This window comes from Aliinostoc maniaoense (assembly GCF_058172895.1).
The window spans coordinates 1,290,668-1,314,091 of sequence record NZ_CP187952.1; the positions used below are offsets into that span (position 1 = coordinate 1,290,668).

Genomic DNA, 23,424 nt, shown 5'->3' on the forward strand with positions numbered 1-23,424 from the left:
AGGCAGAGGCAGGAGGCAGAAGCGAGAAACTATATTTTGCCCTTTCCTAAATCAGTTAGTAAACGAGCTTTTCTTAAAAGAAAACTTAGCACAGTTTCCTCTTTGGAGATAATATCAGCTGTAACTTCCATGCCAGGTTGAATGAAATATTTTTGATTTTCTTTTTCTAAATATAGTCTCTCAGGTTCAATAGTCACTTCATAGTAAGGTGTTACTGTTAAATTGCCATTATTTTGAGGGATAATAGCATCTGGTGTAATAGACCTGACAGCACCATTGAGAGTACCATAATCAGGGTAAGGATAAGCCGAAATCCTGAGTAAAACTTTTCCGTGTTGACAATCTACCATCTTTTCTGATTCACAAACTCGTACTTTACTGACATCGCTAGATGCAACACGGGCTTTAATTAAGATAGGCACATTACTGGGGGAAATTTGGGCAATAGATTCTCCTGCACGCAAAAATTGCCCAGGATTTCTTAATTCTAGTTTTAAAATAGTTCCTGATTCTGGACTCGTAATTATAGTTTTTTCTAACTCTGCTTCTACTTTTTTGAGTTCTTGTTGTGCATTACTAATTTGAGTTTGAATTTCAACTTGACGCTGAATTAAAACCTGCCGTTCTTGATTCAATTTTGCTAAATTAATTTTAGCTGTTGCACGTTCTTGGGCAATTCTTTCCTTTGCAATTACTATTAAAGCTTGAGGAGGGTTGAGTCCTGATAATGTTCGATTATATCTAGCAATAGATGCTTCAAGTATTCGCTGTTGTCTTTCAACAGCTTGTTTTTGACCTTCAACGATTGCTTTTTGCTGTTCAACAATTTGCTGTTGCTGCTCAAATCCTAACCTTGCTTCTTCAAGCTGATTTTTGGATAACGCTTCACCTACGGATTTATACCTATCCCATCTTATACTTGCTGCTGTTAAAGCAATTTCATTTGACTTGAGGTTTGCTTGTGCTGACTTTAAATCAGCTTGGGTTTTTTGCAATTCATATTCTGCAACTCCCACAGAAGCTTGCGCCTCTTGCATTTCAGTAGTGCTGATAATTTGTTTTTCTTGATAATCTCGCTGTTGACGGTTTAATTCTGCTTGTGCAGATACAACGAAACGACTATTGCGATCGCCTTCTGCAACTATTTGGCTATCCAGAAAGCGAATTTGGGCATATATCTGTATTAATTGTTGCTCTGCTTGATCAATATTGCCAACAATTTGAGTTTTTTTAATTTGTAGTTGAGAAGAATCAATAGTAGCAACTAAATCGCCTTTTTTGACAACTTGATTCTCTCTAACTGCAATATTTTTGATATTTCCCTCTAACGCTGATTGCACTAACCGTATTTCCCCGGAAGGTCGAACAGTTGCAGAGGTTTTAACTGTGACATTGTATTTTGTAAATGTAGCGAGTATAATCACAGCACCAAAAGTACAAAGTAACAACAAGCCACCAAGATTCGTCCAAAGGCTAACAGGAGATAGAAATTCATCGCTTTGAACTGGATGAAGAAAATCAGGATTAGGTTCGCTTAACATTAGTGATTAATATTATTTATGTTTTATTATTCCCTATACCTTACCAGTTCAATCATTTTTCATGAAAATCACAATTTAGATAAAGATTTCATCATTTTGAATCATGATTAATTTCAGCATCAATACTGTCACTTTTTTTTTCATAAGGTAATAAATTTGATATAGAAAAACAGATTAATAATTATTTAGATTAAGTGCAATCAATGCCCTATGACAGCAGTCCGCTCAAGTCGGGAAACCCGCCCACGCGGCTGCCTCCCCTATACCCCAAGCGGCGGGGCGGCTGTCCTTCTCCACGCACAAGGAAATGGAGTTTCCCGCCGCTTTCAATAAAAAGCATGGATAAAAATCAAATTTTTACCGATTTAAGCTCTGAAGATTAGCTGTAATTGGCATTGCTGCTTGACTCAAACTTCGTCACCAAAATTAACAAAGCATTTGTTTGTTAGCTGAATCAAGTTTTGGGGAACTATACCTTAGTGACATAGAAATAAAATGCTAATTCCACAACAAACAAAAATACTATTCATATTTACCCTTTGCCTAATTTGGGAAACACCTTTCAAGGCATTAGCACAAACTCAAATTAACCCAGACGGCACTTTACCCACTAATGTCAATAATATCGGTAATGTATATGACATCACTGGGGGTAATAGACCTGACAATGGTGCAAACTTATTCCACAGCTTAAAAGATTTTTCAATTCAATCAGGTGACACGGCAAGATTCATCTACGATGCAGGCGTTAACAATATCATCACAAGAATCACAGGGGGTTCGCCTTCCCAGATTAATGGGACTATTCAAACACTGCTCAATGGTACGACAAATACAGGTAATGCCAATCTATTTATAATTAATCCCAGTGGCATTATCTTTGGTGCTGATGCCAAATTAGATATCGGTGGCTCTTTTATTAGCACTACGGCAGATAGTCTCAAATTCACTGATGGTACAGTATTTAGTGCCATCAACCCTACAGCTAATCCGCTTCTTACCGTCAGTGTTCCTCTGGGACTGCAATTTGGTTCTCGCCCCAATAGTACAATTCAAGTACAAGGTTCAGGCAACAATCTGGGACTGAATCCTGACTTTTCCATTGATACCAGCAACCGTCCCCCAGGACTGAGCTATGCAACACCCAACGGTCAAACGATCGCTCTAGTTGCTGGTAACTTAGAACTAAATGGAGGGAATGTCACTGTACCCCAAGGAAGAATTGAATTATGGTCTGTGAGTAGTGGTCAAGTGGCAATAGCCAATACTAACGGACAGCTACAACTACAACCGGGGCAAGAAATTAATTACGGTAATATTGATTTTCGTAATGCAGCCTCTGTAGATACTAGCGGTAACAGTGGTGGTTTTATCCAGGTGCAGGGGCAAAATGTGACTTTTCAAGAAAGCTCAGTCATCCTCACAGATACTTTAGGTAATGGTTCTGGTGGCACATTAAATATATCTGCATCTGAGTCTTTAACGGTTAATGGTTTCGTCTCAAACCCTGACGCTCTCTCTAGCAGCTTATTAGCTGATGTTGGTTCAGGTGCAAGTGGAACAGGGGGTAAAATCAGCATTACCACAAAAACTTTACAAGTGGTTAATGGCGGTCAAATCTCTACTGGTACTTTTGGCAGTGGCAATGCAGGAGAATTGAGTGTCAAAGCCCAGAATGTCTTCCTAGAAGGCGATTCTCCCTTTGGCCCTAGTGGTTTATTTGCGCCTGTGGCCCCTGGAGCTAGAGGAACAGGAGGTAACTTAACAGTTGAAACTAACACATTGCAAGTTACTAATGGAGCGCAAATATTTAGCAGTACCTTTGGTTTCGGTAAAGCCGGTGATGTGAACATTTTTGCTCAAGATGTGGCAGTAATTGGTAGCTCTCAAAATGGAGGAAGCACTATTCAATCTTCCACTAACATAATTTCAGGTTTTCCTGAACCAATAGCGACTGCTTTAGGTATAGGTTTTGGTACTGGTGGCAATATACTGATTGAAACCAATAATATACGAGTTGCCGATGGCGGTCAGATTGCTGTGGGTACAATTGGCAAAGGCTCGGCTGGTAATATGAAAATTACCGCCAACTCTGTAGAATTGTCAGGTTCAAATCAATTTGGTCGTAGTGGTTTATTTGCTAGTGCTATTGTCAATGATGGTCAAGGTGGTGATATTAATGTCACTGCTAATCGCTTAGTTGTCAGTGATGGTGCAACTATTAATGCCAGTAATTTTCTCAGTCGAGATCCAGAGAATCTGCGCGGTTTAGCTGGTAAAGGTGGAGCAGGAAATATTACAGTTAGTTCCGCTTTTATTTTATTAGCAAACCAAGGCACAATCACGGCTAACACTAACGCCGGAGATCAAGGTAATATTACAATTCAATCAAGTACCCTGCAAATGTTTCAAGGTAGTAATATTAGCACTAATGCCCGTAATAGTTCGGTAGGTGGAAATATTAATATTACGACAAATACTTTAGTGGCATTTGAAAATAGTGATATCACTGCTAATGCTGAAAAAGGCTTTGGTGGTAGGGTTGTTGTCAACGCCAAAGGGATTTTTGGTACTGAATTTCGTCCCCAACTGACTCCAGAAAGTGACATTACAGCTTCTTCTGATTTGGGTGCAGAGTTTAACGGTACGGTGACAATTAACACTCCAGATGTTGATCCAGCTAGTGGATTGGTGAAGTTACCTGCTGATTTTAGCGATCGCTCTCAACAGATTACCAGTGGTTGTGCTGCTCTACAACAGAATCGGTTTGTTGTCAGTAATCGCGGTGGACTACCTGCCAATCCTACTGACACTATCAGAGGTCAAACAGTTTGGAATGATATCAGAGATTTATCAAATCAAGTCAGTACCACCAAAACCACCAGTAACTACCAATCTACAAAGCATCCAGAACCAATTGTAGAAGCTCAAAGATTAATCACTAGTCCAGATGGAACAATAGAGTTGCTCACAACCATGCCAAAAGAAATAAATAATACTCCTTGGCAAGTATTAGTACAGTGCAATGGCAATCCAAATTTATAGGCATTATTAACACTAGAAAGCCAGATTTTCTCAAGGGTGCGCTAGCAACGCACTCTTTTGATTAAAGCTAGATTTTTTGATTTATACTTAGTTATTTTATACATTCACCATAAAATGAAATACCCTATCGTTTTGCAACAGAGTGAAGAAGACTGTGGTGCAGCGTGTATTGCAACTATTGCCAAATATTACGGACTAATTCTCAGTATTAGCCGAGTTAGAGAACTGGTCGGAACTGGACAACTTGGTACTACTTTATTAGGATTAAAACGTGGCGCAGAAACTCTTGGTTTTCAAACACGCCAAGCCAAAGCTACTCCAGGATTAATTGAGCAACTTCATGAAGTACCCCTACCTGCAATAATTCATTGGAAAGGTCATCATTGGGTAGTTTTATACGGAAGAAAGGGCAAAAAATATGTAATTGCCGATCCAGCCGCAGGAGTTATTTATATCAGCCACGCAGAACTAAACGCGGCATGGACAGATGGTATTATCCTACTGTTATTGCCAGACGAAATCCGGTTTTATGAGCAAGAATCAGATAAAATTAGGGGTTTTGGTCGGTTTTTGGCTAGAGTTTTGCCCTATCGTTGGATATTAGCAGAAGCCATAGTCATTAACTTAGTTATTGGCTTACTCTCCCTAACTTCCCCTTTCCTTACCCAAATTCTTACAGATGATGTACTAGTCCGAGGCGATACCCAACTTCTGACGAGTGTAGCTATCGGCATTATAGCTATGAATTTGTTTAATAATCTGATTGGCTTAGTTCAATCTCATCTTTTAGGTTTTTTTAGTCAAAAGTTGGAATATGGATTAATTATAGAATATGGTCAACAACTTTTACGCTTACCCCTAACTTACTTTGAGTCTCGTCGCACTGGGGAAGTTGTCAGTCGGTTAGGCGATGTCAAAGCGATTAAATCCTTAGTTCATCAAATTGTATTCGGTTTACCCAGCCAATTTTTTATTGCCCTAATTTCCTTGGGGTTTATGCTGATCTATAGTTGGCAACTAACCATTGCTTCTGTGATTTCATTTGTGATTATTGCCCTGATTAATCTAGCTTTTTTACCAATCTTACGTCGAAAAACTCGCAACAATATTGTTCTAGGGACAGAAAACCAAGGATTTTTGGTAGAAACATTTCAGGGGATTCAAGTTCTCAAAACTACCCCAGCTACCACCCAAGCTTGGGATGAATATCAAAGAAATTTTGGTCGTATCGCCAGGCTAGGCTGGAGTACGATGAAGTTAGAAATTTATAGCAGCACCATCACTAATATTCTTTCTCATTTAACTACCATTAGTTTAATGTGGATGGGTTCTTATTTAGTTATTGACGGCACTTTAACCATCGGACAATTGCTAGCTTACAATACTATGAGCCGGAATTTTATCGGCTTCCTAGATTTAGTCACTAAGTTAGTTGATGAATTTATTACAGCCCAAATAGTTATTCAACGTCTCACAGAAGTTCTTGATACCACTCCAGAAGAACAAAATAGTGAGAAAAAACCTTGGGTGGAAATTGCTGGGGATGCTGATATTATTTGTAGAAACATCAACTTTCATCATATAGGCAGAGCAGACCTTTTAAAAGATTTTTCTATAAGTTTTCCTGGTGGTAAAGTTATAGCTTTAATTGGTCAATCAGGATGTGGTAAAAGTACCTTGGCTAAATTAATTGCTAGTTTATATACACCAAAATCAGGAAGTATCCATTTAGGAATTTATAATCAAAAAGATATTTCTCTAGAATGTCTCAGACAACAAGTCGTTTTAGTTACACAAGAAACAAACTTTTGGAGTCGTTCTATTCTGGAAAATTTCTATTTTTGTTATCCTAGTATTAAATTTGAGCAAATTATTAAAGCCTGTCAAATTACTGGAGCAGACGAGTTTATCAAGAATTTACCAGATGGCTATCAAACTATCTTAGGTGAATTTGGTGTCAATATATCGGGTGGGCAAAAACAGAGATTATCCTTAGCTAGAGGCATAGTTACAGATCCACCTATTCTTATTTTAGATGAATCTACCAGTGGGCTAGACCCAGTATTAGAAGCACAGGTACTTGATAAAATTCTATATTATCGGCAAGGTAAAACTACGATTATCATTAGTCATCGTCCTAGAATTATTCAACGAGCAGACCTGATAGTTTTGTTAGATAAAGGTCTATTAAAAATTCAAGGTCATCCCCAGGATTTACTAACTATTCCTGGTGAGCATTTAGATTTTTTGACACCTTGACAATCAATATCATTAAGCTCTTGTAGCTTTAATGCCCACCATACAAAACTTGTACCTAATTTAAATTAGTAATACCTAGTTAGAAACACTGACAGTATTGAATAATAAGGCAGGGGGCAGGGGGAGAAAGAGTTTGAGCCTTATTTACTTTTATTCACATAGTTTGGTTTTATTGCACCGACTTACTTAATTGGTTTTGCAGTTAATATTACCAAGCTAATTTTTTATATTATCCATTTTTTATAAACTTACGATAAAGGCTTATTTTATCCAAAAAATACATAATAATTGTATAAGCAAAATAAAAAATACAAATTATTTGAGATAAAATCGCCGTAACCTCCCAAAAATATTGATTAAGAACAATGTCAAATATGCAAAAAAACAAACGTCACAAACTTCCTCAAGCGACTTTAGAAACTAACCTAGTGACAGACTTAGATGACACCATGAGTGAGCAAACAAGTGGTGGTATTTCTAGTAATGCTAATATTACAGCTATAGAGGCTATTTCTAATGCTACCCAATGGCCTCTTCCATTGCCTGTAGGTTGGTAATTTACCTTTAGCACAGTCATATCTCCACTTCACTTGATGATGACTTACTCAGTCACAGTGGGTTGTAGGAAAATTATTGACCAACCAGGAATTTGCTAACACAAAAGCAAATTTTGGTTGGTTTTATATTTTATTAATAATTTCTGAATATAGTTAGGTTCTATCGTACTGACGCACTCTACAGTTTGGAATACTCACATTATCTTTAACTTTGCTGTCACTGCTTCATCTAAAATTTTTCGTGTTTTTACGACTGACGTGGTGCTTTAAACTCAAATATTCTAGGTACAAAGTAATACATTTTTTGTACCTGAATATAGTGGGGTTACTCATGGCAAAGGGAGATCACATCTACCGCAAAATGATGATGACTGGAGGTATGACATATCATCATGGAATAGATTGTGGGGACGGTACAGTTATTCATTATGACGGTGAAACTATCTGCCGTGTCAGTAAATATGAGTTTTCTAAAGGCGAAAAAATTAAGGTTTATCAGTACGAAAAATGTGATGCTCCAGAAGTTGTAGTGCAAAGAGCAATCAGTAAGTTAGGTGAACAGAAATACCATGTTGTTTGCAATAACTGCGAACATTTTGCATACTACTCTAAGACAGGTCACTATAGAAGTGAACAAGCAAATCAAGCTGTCGCACGTACAGAAGGACTTGTTGGGGGAGGTGCTATTATTATTGGAACTAAATTAGCAACTCAAGCCGCATCTGAAGTTGCTAAACAATCATTAAATCCGATATCAAAAGCTCTCGTAAATATAGGAATAAAGCAAACACCCAGTCTAGCAGGTCGTGTTGCAGGTGGTATTGCTGGTGCTGGTGGTTTAGTGAGTGGGATTGCAACCGATATAGTGGTTAACAAAATGATGGAAGATGACGAACACTTACCACAAAAAGAGCGTGAAGCTAGAAAAAATGCTAGACAAGCTGGACAAGTTGCATCAACTATCGGCGGAATTGCTGGAACGGTTGCGGCTGTTGCAATAGGTGGAACTGCTGCTGTTGGTGCAGCCATTGCTGCACCTGCTGTTTTAGGTTTAGCAGCTGCAATAACAGTACATCAGTTGTCCAAAGGTGATGATTAACAATAACCTTTTAGTCTTAGCTATGGACGGAAGTTCTAATAAATTCATGATTTTACCTTAAATAAGTTAAACTTCCACCTAACTTTTTTTGATAGCTGGCTTTTACAATTTGCTTGAATAAGTCAGTTATTCTACCAAATTCTTTGGATTGGGTATAAATCAAATACTGTATCTACACTTAACAAAGGTATGTTTTCATATATTGACTGAGCTATCAAAATTCTGTCGAAAGGGTCACGATGATGATTTTGTAACCCATCAAGAGCATAGATATGTTCCAATTCTATTGGTAATATTTTGAGATTGTTTACTTGCTTTTGAGTTTCAATTAAATTAGGTAAGGATAAGTGTAAGTTGAGTTTGCCAAGCTGATATTTAATTTGTAATTCCCAAATACTAGCTATACTAACTAACCAAGAGTTGTTAGTATCCATTAATAGGTTTCTAACATTGTCAGATAGTTTTTTTGGCTCTCCGACTGACCAAATAAGTACGTGAGTGTCTAACAATAATTTCATACTGCACCTTCACCCATCCAAAATTCATCAGGTAAAGGATCATTAAAATCATCGCTCATCCAAATTTGACCTTCATTTAATCCCAATACCCTTTGCTGAGGAGTTTCTTGGGTTTTTTCAGGTTGAGCATATTTTTGCATTAAAAATTCCACAAAATCTAAGACTTGCTGTTGCTGTTCTGGTGCTAGAGTTTGCACCTTGGCAATTAATTCTGAGGTGGTATCTACAACTTGAGCAGTCATCTCACCTTCTCCCTTGGGTACATCTGATTTTATGTTACTGGTTTAGTCAGGCGATCGCCTTTGATTTGGTACTACTATAAAAATATGGGGAAACACTACGCGAATCCTGACCTCTTCATTCTCGTCGCCTAGATTTTCCAGTTAAATATTGACTAAATAGCATATTTATGTATAAAAGTCTCTGGCGGCTAAAAATTACGAATTTGCCAGAAACTATCGAAAAATATTAAGTTTTTGTTACATTAAGTGAGCAATTGCTTTTATTATTCATTAATGTTTGTTAACAAAGTTTGCGATTTTTATATCGATTTATGTCAGTTAGACGACAAAATCCCCATTTGGTAAGGTTTTTCTGATAAAAAACTCTTATTGCCGAACAAAATCGTTAAACTTTGTGGGCAACTTAGCCGCAAAGAAATCCTAGTAGAGAACACGCATCAAAGGAGCCGAGGAAGCATGTTCACCCACGTCAAGTCCACCATTAGACACATTGCGCCTGATAACCTGGGCGGACGTAACTTAATTAAGGTGGTCTATGTCGTGCTTGAGTCCCAGTACCAGAGCGCACTGTCGCAAGCGGTTCGCACGATTAACTCAAACAATCCCAACCTGGCGATTGAAATCAGTGGTTATTTGATTGAGGAACTTAGAGATCCTGAGAACTACGAAGAGTTCAAGCGGGATGTCGAGAGTGCCAATATTTTTATTGCCTCATTGATTTTCATCGAAGACTTAGCACAGAAAGTTGTTACAGCAGTAGAACCACACCGCGATCGCCTCGATGTAGCTGTTGTGTTTCCCTCGATGCCAGAGGTAATGCGCCTGAATAAAATGGGCAGTTTTTCCTTGGCACAATTGGGTCAATCGAAGAGTGCGATCGCACAATTCATGAAAAAACGCAAGGAAAAATCCGGTGCGGGATTCCAAGATGGGATGCTAAAGCTATTGCGAACCCTGCCGCAAGTGCTGAAGTATTTACCAATGGATAAAGCCCAAGATGCTCGCAATTTTATGTTGAGCTTTCAGTATTGGCTGGGAGGTTCACCAGACAACCTGGAAAACTTCTTGCTGATGCTAGCCGATAAATATGTATTTAAATCTGTAGATAAACAAAATTCGGCATCTCTGGCATATCAACCACCAGTAGTTTATCCCGACATGGGTATCTGGCATCCTTTAGCACCAACAATGTTTGAGGATGTCCGAGAGTATCTCAACTGGTACACAGTCCGCAAGGATATATCTAAAGATTTAAAAGATCCTTTAGCTCCCTGTGTCGGGTTAGTATTACAACGCACACACCTAGTTACAGGTGATGATGCTCACTATGTGGCGATCGTGCAGGAGTTGGAATCCCTGGGGGCAAAAGTATTACCAGTATTTGCTGGTGGTTTGGATTTCTCCAAGCCTGTAGATGCTTACTTCTACGAACCCACAACCAAAACCCCGTTAGTAGATGCGGTAATATCTTTGACAGGTTTTGCGTTGGTAGGTGGGCCAGCTAGACAAGACCATCCTAAAGCGATTGAATCACTTAAACGCCTGAATCGTCCCTACATGGTGGCATTGCCTTTAGTATTCCAAACTACGGAAGAATGGCTAGATAGTGATCTAGGCTTACATCCGATTCAGGTGGCATTGCAAATTGCCATTCCTGAATTAGATGGAGCGATTGAGCCGATTATATTATCGGGTAGAGATGGGGCAACAGGAAAGGCGATCGCACTTCAAGACCGTATCGAAGCCGTAGCACAACGGGCTTTGAAGTGGGCGAGTCTCCGCCGTAAACCCAAATTAAACAAAAAAGTTGCCATCACCGTTTTCAGCTTCCCCCCCGACAAAGGCAACGTCGGTACAGCCGCATACTTAGATGTATTCGGCTCAATTTACGAGGTGATGCACGCACTCAAAAACAACGGCTACGAAGTGCAAGACTTACCAGAAAACGCGAAAGAGTTGATGGAACAAGTCATCCACGACGCACAAGCACAGTACGCTAGCCCCGAACTCAATATTGCCTACAAAATGTCAGTCCCCGAATATGAAGAACTGACACCCTATTCCCAACGCTTAGAAGAGAACTGGGGGCCACCACCAGGACACCTGAACAGCGACGGACAAAACTTATTAATTTACGGTAAGCAATTCGGTAACGTCTTCATTGGTGTTCAACCGACCTTTGGTTACGAAGGCGACCCGATGCGGCTGTTATTCTCCCGTTCCGCCAGTCCTCACCACGGTTTTGCGGCTTACTACACTTACCTAGAAAGAATTTGGGGCGCGGATGCTGTCCTCCATTTCGGTACTCACGGTTCTCTGGAATTTATGCCCGGTAAGCAAATGGGGATGTCCGGCGAATGTTACCCAGATAACTTAATTGGCACAATTCCCAACCTGTACTACTACGCCGCCAACAACCCCAGCGAAGCCACCATTGCCAAACGCCGCAGTTACGCCGAAACAATTTCTTACCTCACACCACCCGCAGAAAACGCAGGTTTGTACAAAGGTTTGAAAGAACTCAGCGAATTAATTGGTTCTTACCAAACCTTAAAAGATAGCGGTCGCGGTATCCCCATCGTTAACACCATCATGGATAAATGCCGGATGGTGAACTTAGATAAAGACATTGACTTGCCCGAAACCGATGCCAAAGATATGACCCCGGAAGAACGGGATAATATTGTCGGCAGCGTCTACCGCAAGTTAATGGAAATTGAATCTCGGTTGTTACCTTGTGGCTTGCACGTCATTGGTAAACCCCCAAGTGCAGAAGAAGCGATCGCAACTCTAGTTAATATCGCCAGCTTAGACCGTCAAGAAGAAGAAATTCAAAGCTTACCCCGCATCATCGCCAACAGCGTAGGGCGCAACATTGACGAAATCTACCAAAACAGCGACAAAGGCGTATTAGAAGATGTCCAATTATTGCAAGACATCACCCTAGCAACTCGCGCCGCCGTCCGCGCCTTAGTCCAAGAACAAACCGACGCAGAAGGACGAGTTTCCTTAGTTTCCAAGTTGAACTTTTTCAACATGGGCAAAAAAGAACCTTGGGTAGAAGCATTACAAAAAGCTGGTTATCCCAAAGTAGATGCTTCCGCATTGAAACCCCTGTTCGAGTATTTAGAGTTCTGCTTACAACAAGTTTGTGCAGACAACGAACTCGGCGCATTACTCAAAGGCTTAGAAGGCGAATACATCCTTCCCGGCCCTGGTGGCGACCCCATCCGCAACCCAGATGTATTACCCACAGGTAAGAACATTCATGCCCTCGACCCCCAAGCCATCCCCACGGCTGCGGCTGTTCAATCAGCAAAAATCGTTGTAGATAGACTATTAGCCAGAAATAAAGCCGAAAACAACGGTAACTGGCCGGAAACCATCGCCTGTGTTCTCTGGGGAACAGATAACATCAAAACCTACGGCGAATCACTGGCGCAAATCATGTGGATGGTGGGTGTACGTCCCGTTCCCGACGCGTTAGGACGGGTGAACAAGTTGGAGTTAATTCCCTTAGAAGAATTGGGAAGACCCAGAATTGATGTAGTCATCAACTGTTCTGGAGTATTCCGCGACTTGTTCATCAACCAGATGAACCTACTAGACCAAGCTGTGAAGATGGCGGCAGAGGCGGATGAACCCACAGAAATGAACTTTGTCCGCAAACACGCCATGCAACAAGCTGAGGATTTGGGAATTAACCTCAGACAAGCAGCCACCCGCGTTTTCTCTAACGCGTCCGGTTCTTACTCCTCTAACATCAACTTGGCAGTAGAAAACAGCACCTGGGAAAGCGAAGCCGAGTTACAAGAAATGTACCTCACCCGTAAATCCTTCGCCTTTAGTGCCGACAACCCTGGCATGATGGAACAATCCCGCCAGATTTTTGAAAGCACATTGAAAACTGCTGAGGTGACATTCCAAAACCTGGATTCCTCCGAGATTAGTTTAACGGACGTTTCCCACTACTTCGACTCCGACCCCACCAAGGTTGTCTCAACTCTGCGTGGCGATGGCAAAGCACCAGCATCTTACATTGCAGACACCACCACAGCCAACGCCCAAGTCCGCACATTATCTGAAACCGTGCGCTTAGATGCCCGTACCAAACTATTAAATCCCAAGTGGTATGAAGGTATGCTGTCTCACGGTTACGAAGGTGTGCGCGAACTCTCCAAGCGGTTGGTAAATACAATGGGTTGGAGTGCAACAGCCGGCGCAGTAGACAACTGGATTTATGAGGATGCCAACGAAACCTTCATCAAAGATGAAGAAATGCAGAAACGTTTGATGAACCTCAACCCCCATTCTTTCCGCAAGATGGTATCAACATTGTTGGAAGTGAATGGTCGCGGTTATTGGGAAACTAGCGAGGAGAATTTAGACCGCCTCCGCGAGTTGTACCAAGAAGTTGAAGACCGGATTGAGGGGATTGAGTAATGTTCTCTCATAAATGTAGAGACGTTCTATAGAACGTCTCTACATAAAAAATACACCGTTGTATAATATTTAATGTAGAGACGTTGCATGCAACGTCTCTACATTTTTGGATCATTTGATTAGATATGACATCATTCATATATTTTTTACTAAATAAAATAATGACCTTATTTAAAAATAAATATAGGGTTGAATCAAATAGATTAGCTAATCGTGACTATTCACAGAACGGTTGGTATTTTGCCACGATATGCACTTATGAACGTCAATGGTTATTTGGCGATGTAGTAAATAGTCAGGTTCATTTATCAGAAATTGGGAAAATTGCAGCAAAATTTTGGGCTGAAATTCCTCAACATTCTCAAAATACATACATAGATGCGTATGTGATTATGCCAAATCATGTACACGGAATTATTGTAATTGATAACCCTGAATGTAGAGACGTTGCATGCAACGTCTCTACATCGGGTGATGATTTTGATGATACAGATGTTTATAGAAATCTGTCGAAAATTTCACCAAAAGCAGGTTCTTTGAGTGTAGTAATCAGGTCATATAAATCTGCTGTTACCCGTTGGTGTAATATGAATGGTTATCCTAATTTTGCTTGGCAACAGCGATTTTTCGACCATATTATTCGCGCTGATCATTCTTTGGATAAAATTAGAGAATATATTATTAATAATCCACAAAAATGGGAGTATGACAAGAACAATTCAGCAGGGTTATGGATGTGATAAAAGATTCTTTAGGTAGTAGAGACGTTGCATGCAACGTCTCTACAAATTCTCACGTAGAACAAGAGGTAATTTTCCAATGGATAAATTAACTCATTATCGGCAGCTTGTACAAAACATATTAAATGATTACAGTGAGCAAAAACCATCTCACGGAAATATAGAAGTTGAGACAATTTTTGATAAAGAACGTGACCATTATCAAATAGTTCATGTAGGCTGGGAAGGTCAAAACTGGGTACACAGTTGTATCATCCACATTGACATTAAAGGTGGCAAAATTTGGCTGCAATGGAATGGTACAGAGGATGATATTGCTGCTAATTTGGTAGCTGCGGGAGTTCCCAAAGAAGATATTATGTTAGGTTTTCAGTCGCCTTTTATGAGGCAGTTTACAGAATATGCAGTTAGTTAAGAAATATGTTTAAGCATAAATTAATCAATCTTAAATATTATTTTTATGCAATATGGTATCAACATTGTTGCAGGTAAATGGTCGTGTTTATCGGGAAACTAGCTAGGAAAATTTAGCTATAGTAGTATATAATACCCAGAAATGATTTATTTACTGTTTTATACAGTAAAAACTTTTTGTAATCCTGTTAGGGAAAATACATGGCAGGCAACGATAGCATAGTTCTAGATAATATTATTAGGCAAAAAATCAATCAGAGCGATAATTCATTACCTGATGATGAATTTTTTGAATTATTTACTTTTGAACAAATATTAAAAAAATATGATCTTTCATATGATGAGTTAAGTTATGGAAAAATAGGAGGAGGAGATGATGGTGGCATCGATGGCTTTTTCATGTTTATTAACAATGAGTTTGTTAGCGAAGATGCAGATTTAGACAACTGTAAAAAAAGTCCTTGTATACAATTATTTTTAATTCAATCAAAACGGTCAGATTCTTTTTCTGAGAAAGCTATTGAAAAGTGGCTTTCAACTATAATGAATATTTTTGATTTAGAAAAGAATATCGAGCAAATTCAAAAATTCTATAATTCTGATTTGATTAATAAAGTAGCTTTTTTTAGAGAACTGTACCTTAATCTAGCATCACAACATCCTTCTGTTGAAATAACATATATTTATGCAAGTAAAGGTGATGTATCTACTATAAATCAAAAGGTATTAAATTTATCAGAAGTATTAAAAGAAAACACTTTAAGATATTTTTCTGGAGCTAGGGTGAACGTCAGTTTTGTCGGAGCAAGAGAACTAATAGATTCTTCTCGGCTCGAAAAAAGCTATACTTTACAGCTAAAATTTACTGAGAATGTTATTTCCAGAGGCGAAGATAATTACGTTTTATTGGCTTCTTTAAAAGATTATTATAATTTTGTTACTTATGATAATGGTGAGTTACGTACATACATATTTGCTTTTAATGTTCGAGATTACCAAGGTAGTAATGTAGAAGTTAATAAAGATATAAAAGCAACTTTAGAATCAAATGAAAAAATAGATTTTTGGTGGCTCAATAATGGAATAACTATTTTGTCTTCAAAAGCAAGTGTCGCTGGTAAAACTATTAGTTTGGATGATGTACAAGTCGTAAATGGTCTTCAGACAACAAACACAATTTATCATTATATAAAAAATAGACACAATGATAATAAAATATTGAATGAAGAAAGAGCTATTTTGATAAAAATAGTTGTTACAAATGACCCAGAAACCAGAGACCGTGTTATTAAAGCAACAAATTTTCAAACACCTATTCCACCAGCCTCATTAAAAGCTACAGATCCAATACAATTAGATATAGAAAATTTCTTTTTAAATAATGAATGGTTTTATGATCGTCGAAAAAATTACTATAAAAATACAGGTAAACCACTAGATAGAATAATTAGTATTCCATATCTAGCTCAGTCCGTCATAGCTATAGTTTTTCATGAGCCAGATATTGCACGTTCTAGACCATCATCAATTCTAAAGAAAGATAATGATTACAAGCGAGTTTTTAGTCAGAAAATTAGTCTTGATGTGTATCTTTTTTGTGCAAAAACCATGAAAATATTGGAAAGTTATATTCGTACTTTTACATCTAGTAGATCAATTGATACAGCTATTAATGAGCAATGGAAATACGCTTCACCAATCCGTATATTAATGTTTCACTTAGGTATGCTATTAGTAGTAAAAACACTGCAAAGACGAGATTACAAACCTAAAGATGTAGAAACACTGAAAAATACTCATTTTTCTAATTATTTTATCAAAAACACCTTATCTGAATTAATTCAATTAACTAACGATTATGTCAAATTGAAAGATTTACCCATTAACATCGGCATCAAACAAAAAGATTTTGTGACATATATACTAGACAAATGTAGTATTGAATAATTTTCACTAAATTCATTAAATACTTACTTACATTGATGAGATGACTATGATCGCTCATCATGATACACAGGCGACACGCTTGGGAATGTGGAGTGCGATCGCTCATATGGAAAAACAGGTGATCGCCTACCGTGCGATTATAGAATCAGCGTTAGCGCAGCTTACCGAAGGTATCGCTTATGGCAAATAATGAGTCAAACAGATAAACTACTGGCTAAGATATTATCAGGAACATCAGACAAAAACATTGCTTTTGAGCAGTTGTGTCAACTACTAATTAAACTAGGGTTTGATGAGCGCATTCGCGGTAGCCATCATATATATACAAAAGATGGTATAGAAGAAATCTTAAATCTTCAGCCCAAACAAGGAAAAGCTAAAGCTTATCAGGTCAAGCAAGTGCGTGAAGTAATTCTCAAATATGAACTAGGAGAACAAAATGAATCTGCGTTATGAAATTAATCTCTATTGGAGTGAAGAAGATCAAGCATTTATAGCAGAAGTACCAGAATTACCTGGATGTGCTGCTGATGGTGAGACTTATCAAGAAGCACTACAAAATGTAGAAGTTATTATGCAGGAATGGATTGAAACTGCTCAAGATATTGGTCGTTCAATTCCTGAACCAAAACAGCGTTTGATATCCGCTTAATTGATTAAAACATAAACTGCACTCATGTTTTCAAACAGGCGATCGCATTTGGGAATGTGGAGTGCGTTAGCGCAGTTTACCGTAGGTATCGCTCATCTTAAAACAAACAGGCGATAGCGTACGTGAAGGGAAAGCAAGCTAGCAAGAGCGTCTCTTTCGCGCTAGCGTTGCGTAGCAAAGAAGGGGCTTAGTCAGTTTCAGAAAAACTAACTGACGCACCCTACATCTTGAAGATTTTTGCCTCTAGAAGTCGTTTTATTTCACGAACAATGGCATAATTTCAGCTGCTGTAAATATGCCGTGGATACCGCGTTGATGTAATTGTCTACCAGCTTTGAGATAACCGAAAGCAGGCCCGCACACATTAGCTGCCATGCTGGTTTCATCACCTAAAGTAAAGGTATGAGTAGAAATTTTACCCTCAAAGGTGCGTCCTGTGACCTTAACATTGGTGCTGAGGGGCTTTTTGGGGTTGCGGGTATCGACTACACCACCAACAGTCACGCGATCGCGTTCTACTATCCCTGCTAACTCTAGCATTACATCATCAGCGTGTTCCATATTAGTTAAGGTCAGCACACCATTAGTTTTATCTAGTAGTGCTTCTACCTCTGCATCAGTCATTGCCCGTGCGGCTTCTACGGTGTACCCAGGCATATGTCCAATATCTTCCCTAACGGTAGCACGGTAAGCTTCCCAATTGGCAATACCTACGCCAAAGGTAATCTCTACTTGATGAATTTGGGCATAGCTTTGAGCAGCTAAAGCGGCGGCGGCGGTTAATAATCCAGGTGTTGCGCCACAGCCTGTCATGTAGGTGATACCAGCAGCTTGCAGTTCATCTTTCATTGCCATTAGCTGTTCTACTGCACTGGTGCGCTTAATGGCATCTACCAACACACCACGCCAACCAGATTTAATAAATTGCTTGGCGACAGCAGGAATAAAATCATTGGGTAGGTTAGGCAATGCCAAAAAATACCCGTCTACAGGTTGCGCGCTGTCGATTAAGTCTTGAATACTGTTGTTGCTTAAATTCCCAATGGGTTCTAAATAACCTACCGAACCTTGAGACTGGTAAGTTGCAATGCAATCTTTAAAATTCAAACCTTCAGCCGCATAAGCATAGCCTTTTTGATCTGCTAGTGCTACCAATGTCATTTCCCGTTTACCAGCCAGTAGCTTCGCGGCTGCTTGTCCAAGTCCACCGAAACCTAATACTCCGATACGTATAGCTGGCGCAATATTTGCTGTATTCATAGTCAATTACTTAAGTTGAATCACAAGCTTTCAGACTTGATCATCTCAGCTTGTAGCTGATGGCGATCGCTTAAAGCTATAAAGTCTAATTATGCTTTATTATTCTAGGTTCTTCCGCACCTATATGAGTTTTTCATCAGAAATTGTTGCTGAGGGTAGCAATTGCAGTCAACTAAAAAATTTTGCGATCGCTCTGTGATTGTCCCCTGGAACTCACTTGCGTATATTTCCATGAAGTAATTATTGATCACAGCCAAAAATAGATCACAATCGAATTACCAGTATTAATCATAATTAGGTTTGCCATAACTCTAGAAATTATTTTTGGTGTGGTAGGAGTGGCGTTAGCGTACCTGGAGGGGAAGCAGGCTAGCAAGAGCTTACCGGAGGTATCGCTCACAAATAGAAAATCCAACCAAATAATCAGGGGAATATTATGGACACTAATCAAATTTTGGATTTATACACAGCAGGGGAAAGAAAATTCCAGCAAGCAAATCTCCATCAGATCGATCTTTGCGCCTATAATTTAAGCGGTGCTGATTTTACTGAAGCTGACTTAAGTGGAGCTAACCTCAGTTACGCTAATTTAAATGGCTGTAATTTTAGTCGAGCTAACTTGACTGATGCTGATTTGAGTGGAGCTAGCTTAATTGGTGCGAACTTCGCTGAAGTTAATCTCATTGGTGCAGATTTAATCACAGCTAACCTCAAATATAGCAACCTGTCTCATGCTGATTTACGCGGTGCTAATTTAGCACGAGCTAACTTATCCCATGCCAACCTCTATGAAGCAGAAATGAGCGGGGCTAATTTCACGGGAGCTAATTTCCAACAAGCGAATTTAATCCGTAGCAATGTCATTGAAGCCGACTTCAAGGATGCAGATATCTCTCAAGCTATCATTTCTGAAGGTGAAATCAACGGTACAGTCGTCCGTATAGGTCTATCCCATAGATGGATAACCTGGGCTGGCTGTTAACGTAATTCGTAATTCGTAATACCGCTACGCGGAAGCAAGCTACGTAATTCGTAATTCGTAATTACGTCTAATATGAATTAAAATCTTGCGAATACGTAAATATTTGTAGGGGCGGGTTCACCGAGATTAAAAGTTAATCATGAATGATGTTTGTTAACCCGCACCTACTATTGATTGGATAGGCGGTTTTCCTAATTCACATCAGGCGGTCAACTACATAAATGTCAACCGTCAACTGTCAACCGGTACTAATATACTAAGGGAGTTACCCCACGCATTTGACGTAAAGAGTTAATACAAGCGGGACAGTCACAACCAAATAAATTAATTGCTACATCACTTTCTTCGTCAGTGAACTCTAGCATAGGGGCATCTTCTCTAGAAAATTCAATTTCCGGCTGATATTCAGGAATTTTAGCTAAGACAGAAGCCCTAGCACATACTAGTCCTACTTTATGCTTATTTCTAATACAAGATAGCTTATCTGTGGTCTTCGCTTCTGGCTCAACAGCTTGTGCTTGATTCATCATAACTGTCATAGACAAAAAAGATGCTATCAACACAGGGCTAGAAAGCAAGCTAAGTATAAATTTGTTCATGGGGTTTCCTTGGAAAATAATCCTGATAGTCCAGAATACTCCGATTAAATCTTACATACAAAGTAAATGTCTATCAGGAAATAGTAGCAAAGGAGCATAGAAGATGGCGAGAGCAAAATGAGCATATAAATTCAAAAGTTATTCTCCCCCTTGTCTCCCTTGTCTCCCTTGTCTCTCCTTGTCTCCCTTGTCTCCCTTCTCTCCCCCTGCTCCCTGCTCCCCTGCCCCCTACACCCCTACACCCCTAATTGAATCAATGAAACTTGGCATTGTGCCGAATTAAATTCATAAATTCTTCGCGGGTGAGAGTATTTTCAGCAAAAACACCACGCATGGCACTCGTAAGAGTCCAAGAACCTGGCTTTTGGACACCACGCATTACCATGCACATATGAGTGGCTTCTATAACTACTGCTACCCCTTGAGGTTGGAGTAACTCTTGCAAAGCATCGGCAATTTGCACAGTCAGACGTTCTTGCACTTGTAAGCGTCGTGCATACATTTCACAAATTCTGGCAATTTTAGATAATCCTATTACTTTGCCATTGGGAATGTAGGCAACATGAGCGCGGCCAATTATCGGTAGAATATGATGCTCACAGGAACTAAAAATATCAATGTCCCGAACTAGTACCATTTCATTGGCATCTTCTGTAAAGACTGCGCCATTTAAAAGTTCTTCTAAAGACTCATGATATCCCTTGGTGAGAAACTTTAGGGCTTTCATCACCCTTTTAGGGGTATCTTTTAACCCTTCACGGTCTGGATCTTCTCCTAATCCAATCAACAGAGTTCGCACAGCCTGCATCATTTCTGCTTCTGTGACGGTGCGCTTTTCTGGGGATGCTAAAGATAACAATACCTGATTGGTAGCAGTGAGATCGGGACTAATCGATAGAGTCATGTCTGAGTTTTCTGAGAATGTTTATACAAATCAGCCAGCAGTTTGAATACTGACCCTGAGAAATTGTAATATATCTTAACACTCATTGTGTATAGGTAATTTTCATGAAACTCATAAACAAATCCCAAAAAGCGATCGCACTTTTATGCCACTTGGTTATTTTAATTTGAGGCTGTACTGAAATTTGAGCAGTATTAAATTTTTGCCATACCTAGCAGCCATAGCCGTTTCAGCACTGGCCGCCGTGAGGGTGATAAACTGAGGGCGATGTAACTTGTTTATCACCGCAATTTTTCATGAATCTGGTTATTTATCTTAGTAAGATTGATACTCTTTGAACGCTGTAACTGCACCTGATTTATCAAATGCCATGATAGTAAATGGCTGTTTTTTATCTCCTGATTCCATCCCTGGAGTTCCTAAAGGCATACCTGGTACAGCTAAACCTGCAACTTGAGGCTTTTGTTTCAGAAAACGCTTAATATCGTCGGCGGGAATATGTCCTTCCATAACATAGCCATCAATAATTGCTGTGTGACAAGATGCTAAATCTTGAGGCAAGTGGTAGTTTTGTTTAATTGCTTCCACCTCATCGGTTTTGATATCTGCTTTGATATTAAACCCGTGCTTTTGCATATGTTCCACCCAAGCACCACAGCAACCACAAGAGGGAGTGCGATAAACTATCATGTCTTTTGTTCCTGAATAGGACTCAGTTGGCTTGTCCCAAAGACTGACGTTGAGCAGGGATGTAGAATTTTCAGCTAATACTTGTGGATAATTGCTAGCTGTAACACTGTCTTCTTGATGCAATAAATTGAATCCTACATAGGTAGTTACTACAACTCCAGTGGTAACAATCACTGCCAACAAATAACGAAGCAACTTACTCATCCAATCAGAAAAGCGTTTGTGCATTGTTCACACCTTCTCAGCAATTTTTAGTATTGAGATATTCAATACATTTTTGCTATTTTACACTCTCTAGTTAAGTGGAGAGTCAACGGCAATGCCTTAATATGTCAAAAAGTATTTAGTTTGTTATCAATAAATACTGTCTACATTTTTAGCTAAACATACGAAGATGAAAATTAGATGAAATTTGCTATATGACATTAGGAATAAGTTTTTTTCCTTCATATGGAAGATGTTTAAAAACTAGCTAATTCTTAAGGTAAAGCTAAGAAGCAAGTTCACTTCAAAGTACAGTTGACCATCTTGCAAAGGAGTTAAGTATGGCTAAGATAGGTTTATTTTTTGGGACTCAAACAGGGAATACCCAAACTGAATCAGAAATGATTCAAAAAGAGTTTGGTGAAGAAAACACTGTAGAATTACATGATATTACCCAAGTAGAACCAGATGATTTTACTAAATATGGTTATATCATTCTTGGCTGCCCCACCTGGAATGTTGGTGAATTACAAAGTGACTGGGAAAGTTTTTATGATGAGCTAGATAATGTTGACTTTTCTGGTAAAAAGGTAGCTTATTTCGGGGCAGGAGATCAAGTTGGTTATCCTGATACATTTCAAGATGCAATGGGCATTTTAGAAGAAAAAATATCAGAATTAGGGGGTAAAACTGTGGGTTATTGGCCTACAGATAATTATGAATTTACTGAGTCTAAAGCACTCCGTGATGGTAAATTTGTAGGTCTTGCTATTGATGAAGATAATCAATCTGATTTAACCGAGGAACGAATCAAAACTTGGGTGGCTCAACTTAAACAGGAGTTTGGCTTCTAGAGGAATAAATTACTTACTGATCTAGATTGATGTTAAAAACTTGAATTAAAAAGTGAACAAATAATGATTATGAGCAATATAACTATTGCTAATTATTTGGTGTCTGTTCTGACTCTATTAGGATTGAGTGCTGTCCCGTCTATTGCTCAAACTAACTCTTCTCAGCCAAGCTCAGAAATGAGTGTGAAACAGATGTATCAGCATCATGGAGAAATGATGGAACGGATGGGACAGATGCAGCAAATGATGGGACAAATGCAAATCAATATGGGTCGAATGCAACAGAGAATGTCCCAGATGACACCTCAACAAATGCAGCAAATGATGCAAAGGATGAGTCCACAACAAAGAGAACAACACCATCAAAAAATGATGATGCAAATGCAAGAAATGATGAGAAATATGCAGCAGATGAACCAAATGATGGGAACTGGTAATGCAATGCCAAAACAATAATAATGAGTGCTATTAATC

General features: G+C 39.1%; 21 protein-coding genes. 14 read left to right on the forward strand and 7 right to left on the reverse strand.

Features of this window, described 5'->3' with window-relative positions:
* Positions 1–29: 29 nt before the first annotated feature.
* Positions 30–1,541 carry a beta-barrel domain-containing protein gene (locus ACPZ3T_RS05760; protein ID WP_490274248.1) on the reverse strand — a complete coding sequence of 504 codons (1,512 nt, stop codon included), beginning with the start codon at positions 1,539–1,541 and terminating at the stop codon, positions 30–32.
* Between the two features lie 495 nt (positions 1,542–2,036).
* Here ACPZ3T_RS05760 and ACPZ3T_RS05765 point away from each other — a divergent pair, with 495 nt between their 5' ends.
* From ACPZ3T_RS05765 to ACPZ3T_RS05780, 4 genes are all read left to right on the forward strand, one after another.
* Positions 2,037–4,586, forward strand: a complete 2,550-nt coding sequence (locus ACPZ3T_RS05765; RefSeq protein ID WP_490274250.1) for a two-partner secretion domain-containing protein — start codon at positions 2,037–2,039, stop codon at positions 4,584–4,586.
* Positions 4,587–4,700: 114 nt separating this feature from the next.
* Positions 4,701–6,845 carry a peptidase domain-containing ABC transporter gene (locus ACPZ3T_RS05770; protein ID WP_490274252.1) on the forward strand — a complete coding sequence of 715 codons (2,145 nt, stop codon included), beginning with the start codon at positions 4,701–4,703 and terminating at the stop codon, positions 6,843–6,845.
* Positions 6,846–7,219: 374 nt separating this feature from the next.
* A complete protein-coding gene (locus tag ACPZ3T_RS05775; RefSeq protein ID WP_490274254.1) occupies positions 7,220–7,402 on the forward strand; it encodes a hypothetical protein in 183 nt (60 codons plus the stop codon).
* Between the two features lie 331 nt (positions 7,403–7,733).
* On the forward strand, positions 7,734–8,501 hold the full coding sequence (locus ACPZ3T_RS05780) for a lecithin retinol acyltransferase family protein (protein ID WP_490274256.1): 768 nt from the start codon (positions 7,734–7,736) through the stop codon (positions 8,499–8,501).
* 131 nt (positions 8,502–8,632) lie between these two features.
* Here ACPZ3T_RS05780 and ACPZ3T_RS05785 read toward each other — a convergent pair whose 3' ends face one another.
* Complete coding sequence (locus ACPZ3T_RS05785; protein WP_490274258.1) at positions 8,633–9,019, reverse strand: type II toxin-antitoxin system VapC family toxin; 387 nt, start codon at positions 9,017–9,019, stop codon at positions 8,633–8,635.
* Positions 9,016–9,261, reverse strand: a complete 246-nt coding sequence (gene vapB / locus ACPZ3T_RS05790) for a type II toxin-antitoxin system VapB family antitoxin (RefSeq protein WP_490274260.1) — start codon at positions 9,259–9,261, stop codon at positions 9,016–9,018. Before vapB ends, ACPZ3T_RS05785 begins: the two co-directional genes overlap by 4 nt.
* Positions 9,262–9,717: 456 nt before the next feature.
* Here vapB and ACPZ3T_RS05795 point away from each other — a divergent pair, with 456 nt between their 5' ends.
* The 7 genes from ACPZ3T_RS05795 (at position 9,718) to ACPZ3T_RS05825 (ending at position 17,457) form a co-directional block, all read left to right on the forward strand.
* The gene (locus tag ACPZ3T_RS05795) at positions 9,718–13,704 is read left to right on the forward strand and encodes a magnesium chelatase subunit H (RefSeq protein WP_490274262.1); all 3,987 of its coding nucleotides are present in this window, start codon (positions 9,718–9,720) and stop codon (positions 13,702–13,704) included.
* A 161-nt stretch (positions 13,705–13,865) separates the two neighbouring features.
* Positions 13,866–14,444, forward strand: coding sequence for a transposase (locus ACPZ3T_RS05800; RefSeq protein ID WP_490274264.1), 579 nt, complete (start codon positions 13,866–13,868; stop codon positions 14,442–14,444).
* 79 nt (positions 14,445–14,523) lie between these two features.
* Complete coding sequence (locus ACPZ3T_RS05805; protein ID WP_490274266.1) at positions 14,524–14,859, forward strand: XisI protein; 336 nt, start codon at positions 14,524–14,526, stop codon at positions 14,857–14,859.
* A gap of 200 nt (positions 14,860–15,059) precedes the next feature.
* Positions 15,060–16,805, forward strand: a complete 1,746-nt coding sequence (locus ACPZ3T_RS05810; protein ID WP_490274268.1) for an AIPR family protein — start codon at positions 15,060–15,062, stop codon at positions 16,803–16,805.
* Between the two features lie 46 nt (positions 16,806–16,851).
* Positions 16,852–16,995, forward strand: coding sequence for a hypothetical protein (locus ACPZ3T_RS05815; RefSeq protein ID WP_490274270.1), 144 nt, complete (start codon positions 16,852–16,854; stop codon positions 16,993–16,995).
* A complete protein-coding gene (locus tag ACPZ3T_RS05820; protein ID WP_490274272.1) occupies positions 16,995–17,261 on the forward strand; it encodes a type II toxin-antitoxin system HicA family toxin in 267 nt (88 codons plus the stop codon). The genes ACPZ3T_RS05815 and ACPZ3T_RS05820 overlap by 1 nt, the downstream gene beginning before the upstream one ends.
* Positions 17,245–17,457, forward strand: a complete 213-nt coding sequence (locus tag ACPZ3T_RS05825) for a type II toxin-antitoxin system HicB family antitoxin (RefSeq protein ID WP_490274274.1) — start codon at positions 17,245–17,247, stop codon at positions 17,455–17,457. The genes ACPZ3T_RS05820 and ACPZ3T_RS05825 overlap by 17 nt, the downstream gene beginning before the upstream one ends.
* Before the next feature lie 255 nt (positions 17,458–17,712).
* On the opposite strand, the gene bioU is transcribed toward ACPZ3T_RS05825, so the two are convergent.
* Positions 17,713–18,717, reverse strand: a complete 1,005-nt coding sequence (gene bioU / locus ACPZ3T_RS05830; RefSeq protein WP_490274276.1) for a (S)-8-amino-7-oxononanoate synthase BioU — start codon at positions 18,715–18,717, stop codon at positions 17,713–17,715.
* A 436-nt stretch (positions 18,718–19,153) separates the two neighbouring features.
* Here bioU and ACPZ3T_RS05835 point away from each other — a divergent pair, with 436 nt between their 5' ends.
* Positions 19,154–19,699 (forward strand): pentapeptide repeat-containing protein, encoded by a 546-nt coding sequence (locus tag ACPZ3T_RS05835; RefSeq protein WP_490274278.1) that lies wholly within the window; start codon positions 19,154–19,156, stop codon positions 19,697–19,699.
* A 248-nt stretch (positions 19,700–19,947) separates the two neighbouring features.
* Here ACPZ3T_RS05835 and ACPZ3T_RS05840 read toward each other — a convergent pair whose 3' ends face one another.
* The 3 genes from ACPZ3T_RS05840 to ACPZ3T_RS05850 all read right to left on the reverse strand — a co-directional run bounded on the left by ACPZ3T_RS05840 (position 19,948) and on the right by ACPZ3T_RS05850 (position 22,120).
* Positions 19,948–20,298, reverse strand: coding sequence for a hypothetical protein (locus ACPZ3T_RS05840; protein WP_490274280.1), 351 nt, complete (start codon positions 20,296–20,298; stop codon positions 19,948–19,950).
* 253 nt (positions 20,299–20,551) lie between these two features.
* A complete protein-coding gene (gene folE / locus ACPZ3T_RS05845; RefSeq protein WP_490274282.1) occupies positions 20,552–21,202 on the reverse strand; it encodes a GTP cyclohydrolase I FolE in 651 nt (216 codons plus the stop codon).
* Between the two features lie 315 nt (positions 21,203–21,517).
* On the reverse strand, positions 21,518–22,120 hold the full coding sequence (locus ACPZ3T_RS05850) for a DUF411 domain-containing protein (protein ID WP_490274284.1): 603 nt from the start codon (positions 22,118–22,120) through the stop codon (positions 21,518–21,520).
* Positions 22,121–22,437: 317 nt separating this feature from the next.
* Between ACPZ3T_RS05850 and fldA the strand changes: the two genes are divergently transcribed.
* Both fldA and ACPZ3T_RS05860 read left to right on the forward strand, forming a co-directional pair.
* Positions 22,438–22,950 carry a flavodoxin FldA gene (fldA, locus tag ACPZ3T_RS05855; RefSeq protein ID WP_490274286.1) on the forward strand — a complete coding sequence of 171 codons (513 nt, stop codon included), beginning with the start codon at positions 22,438–22,440 and terminating at the stop codon, positions 22,948–22,950.
* Positions 22,951–23,019: 69 nt separating this feature from the next.
* Entirely contained in the window at positions 23,020–23,406 is a 387-nt protein-coding gene (locus tag ACPZ3T_RS05860) for a hypothetical protein (RefSeq protein ID WP_490274288.1), read from the forward strand.
* Positions 23,407–23,424: the final 18 nt, after the last annotated feature.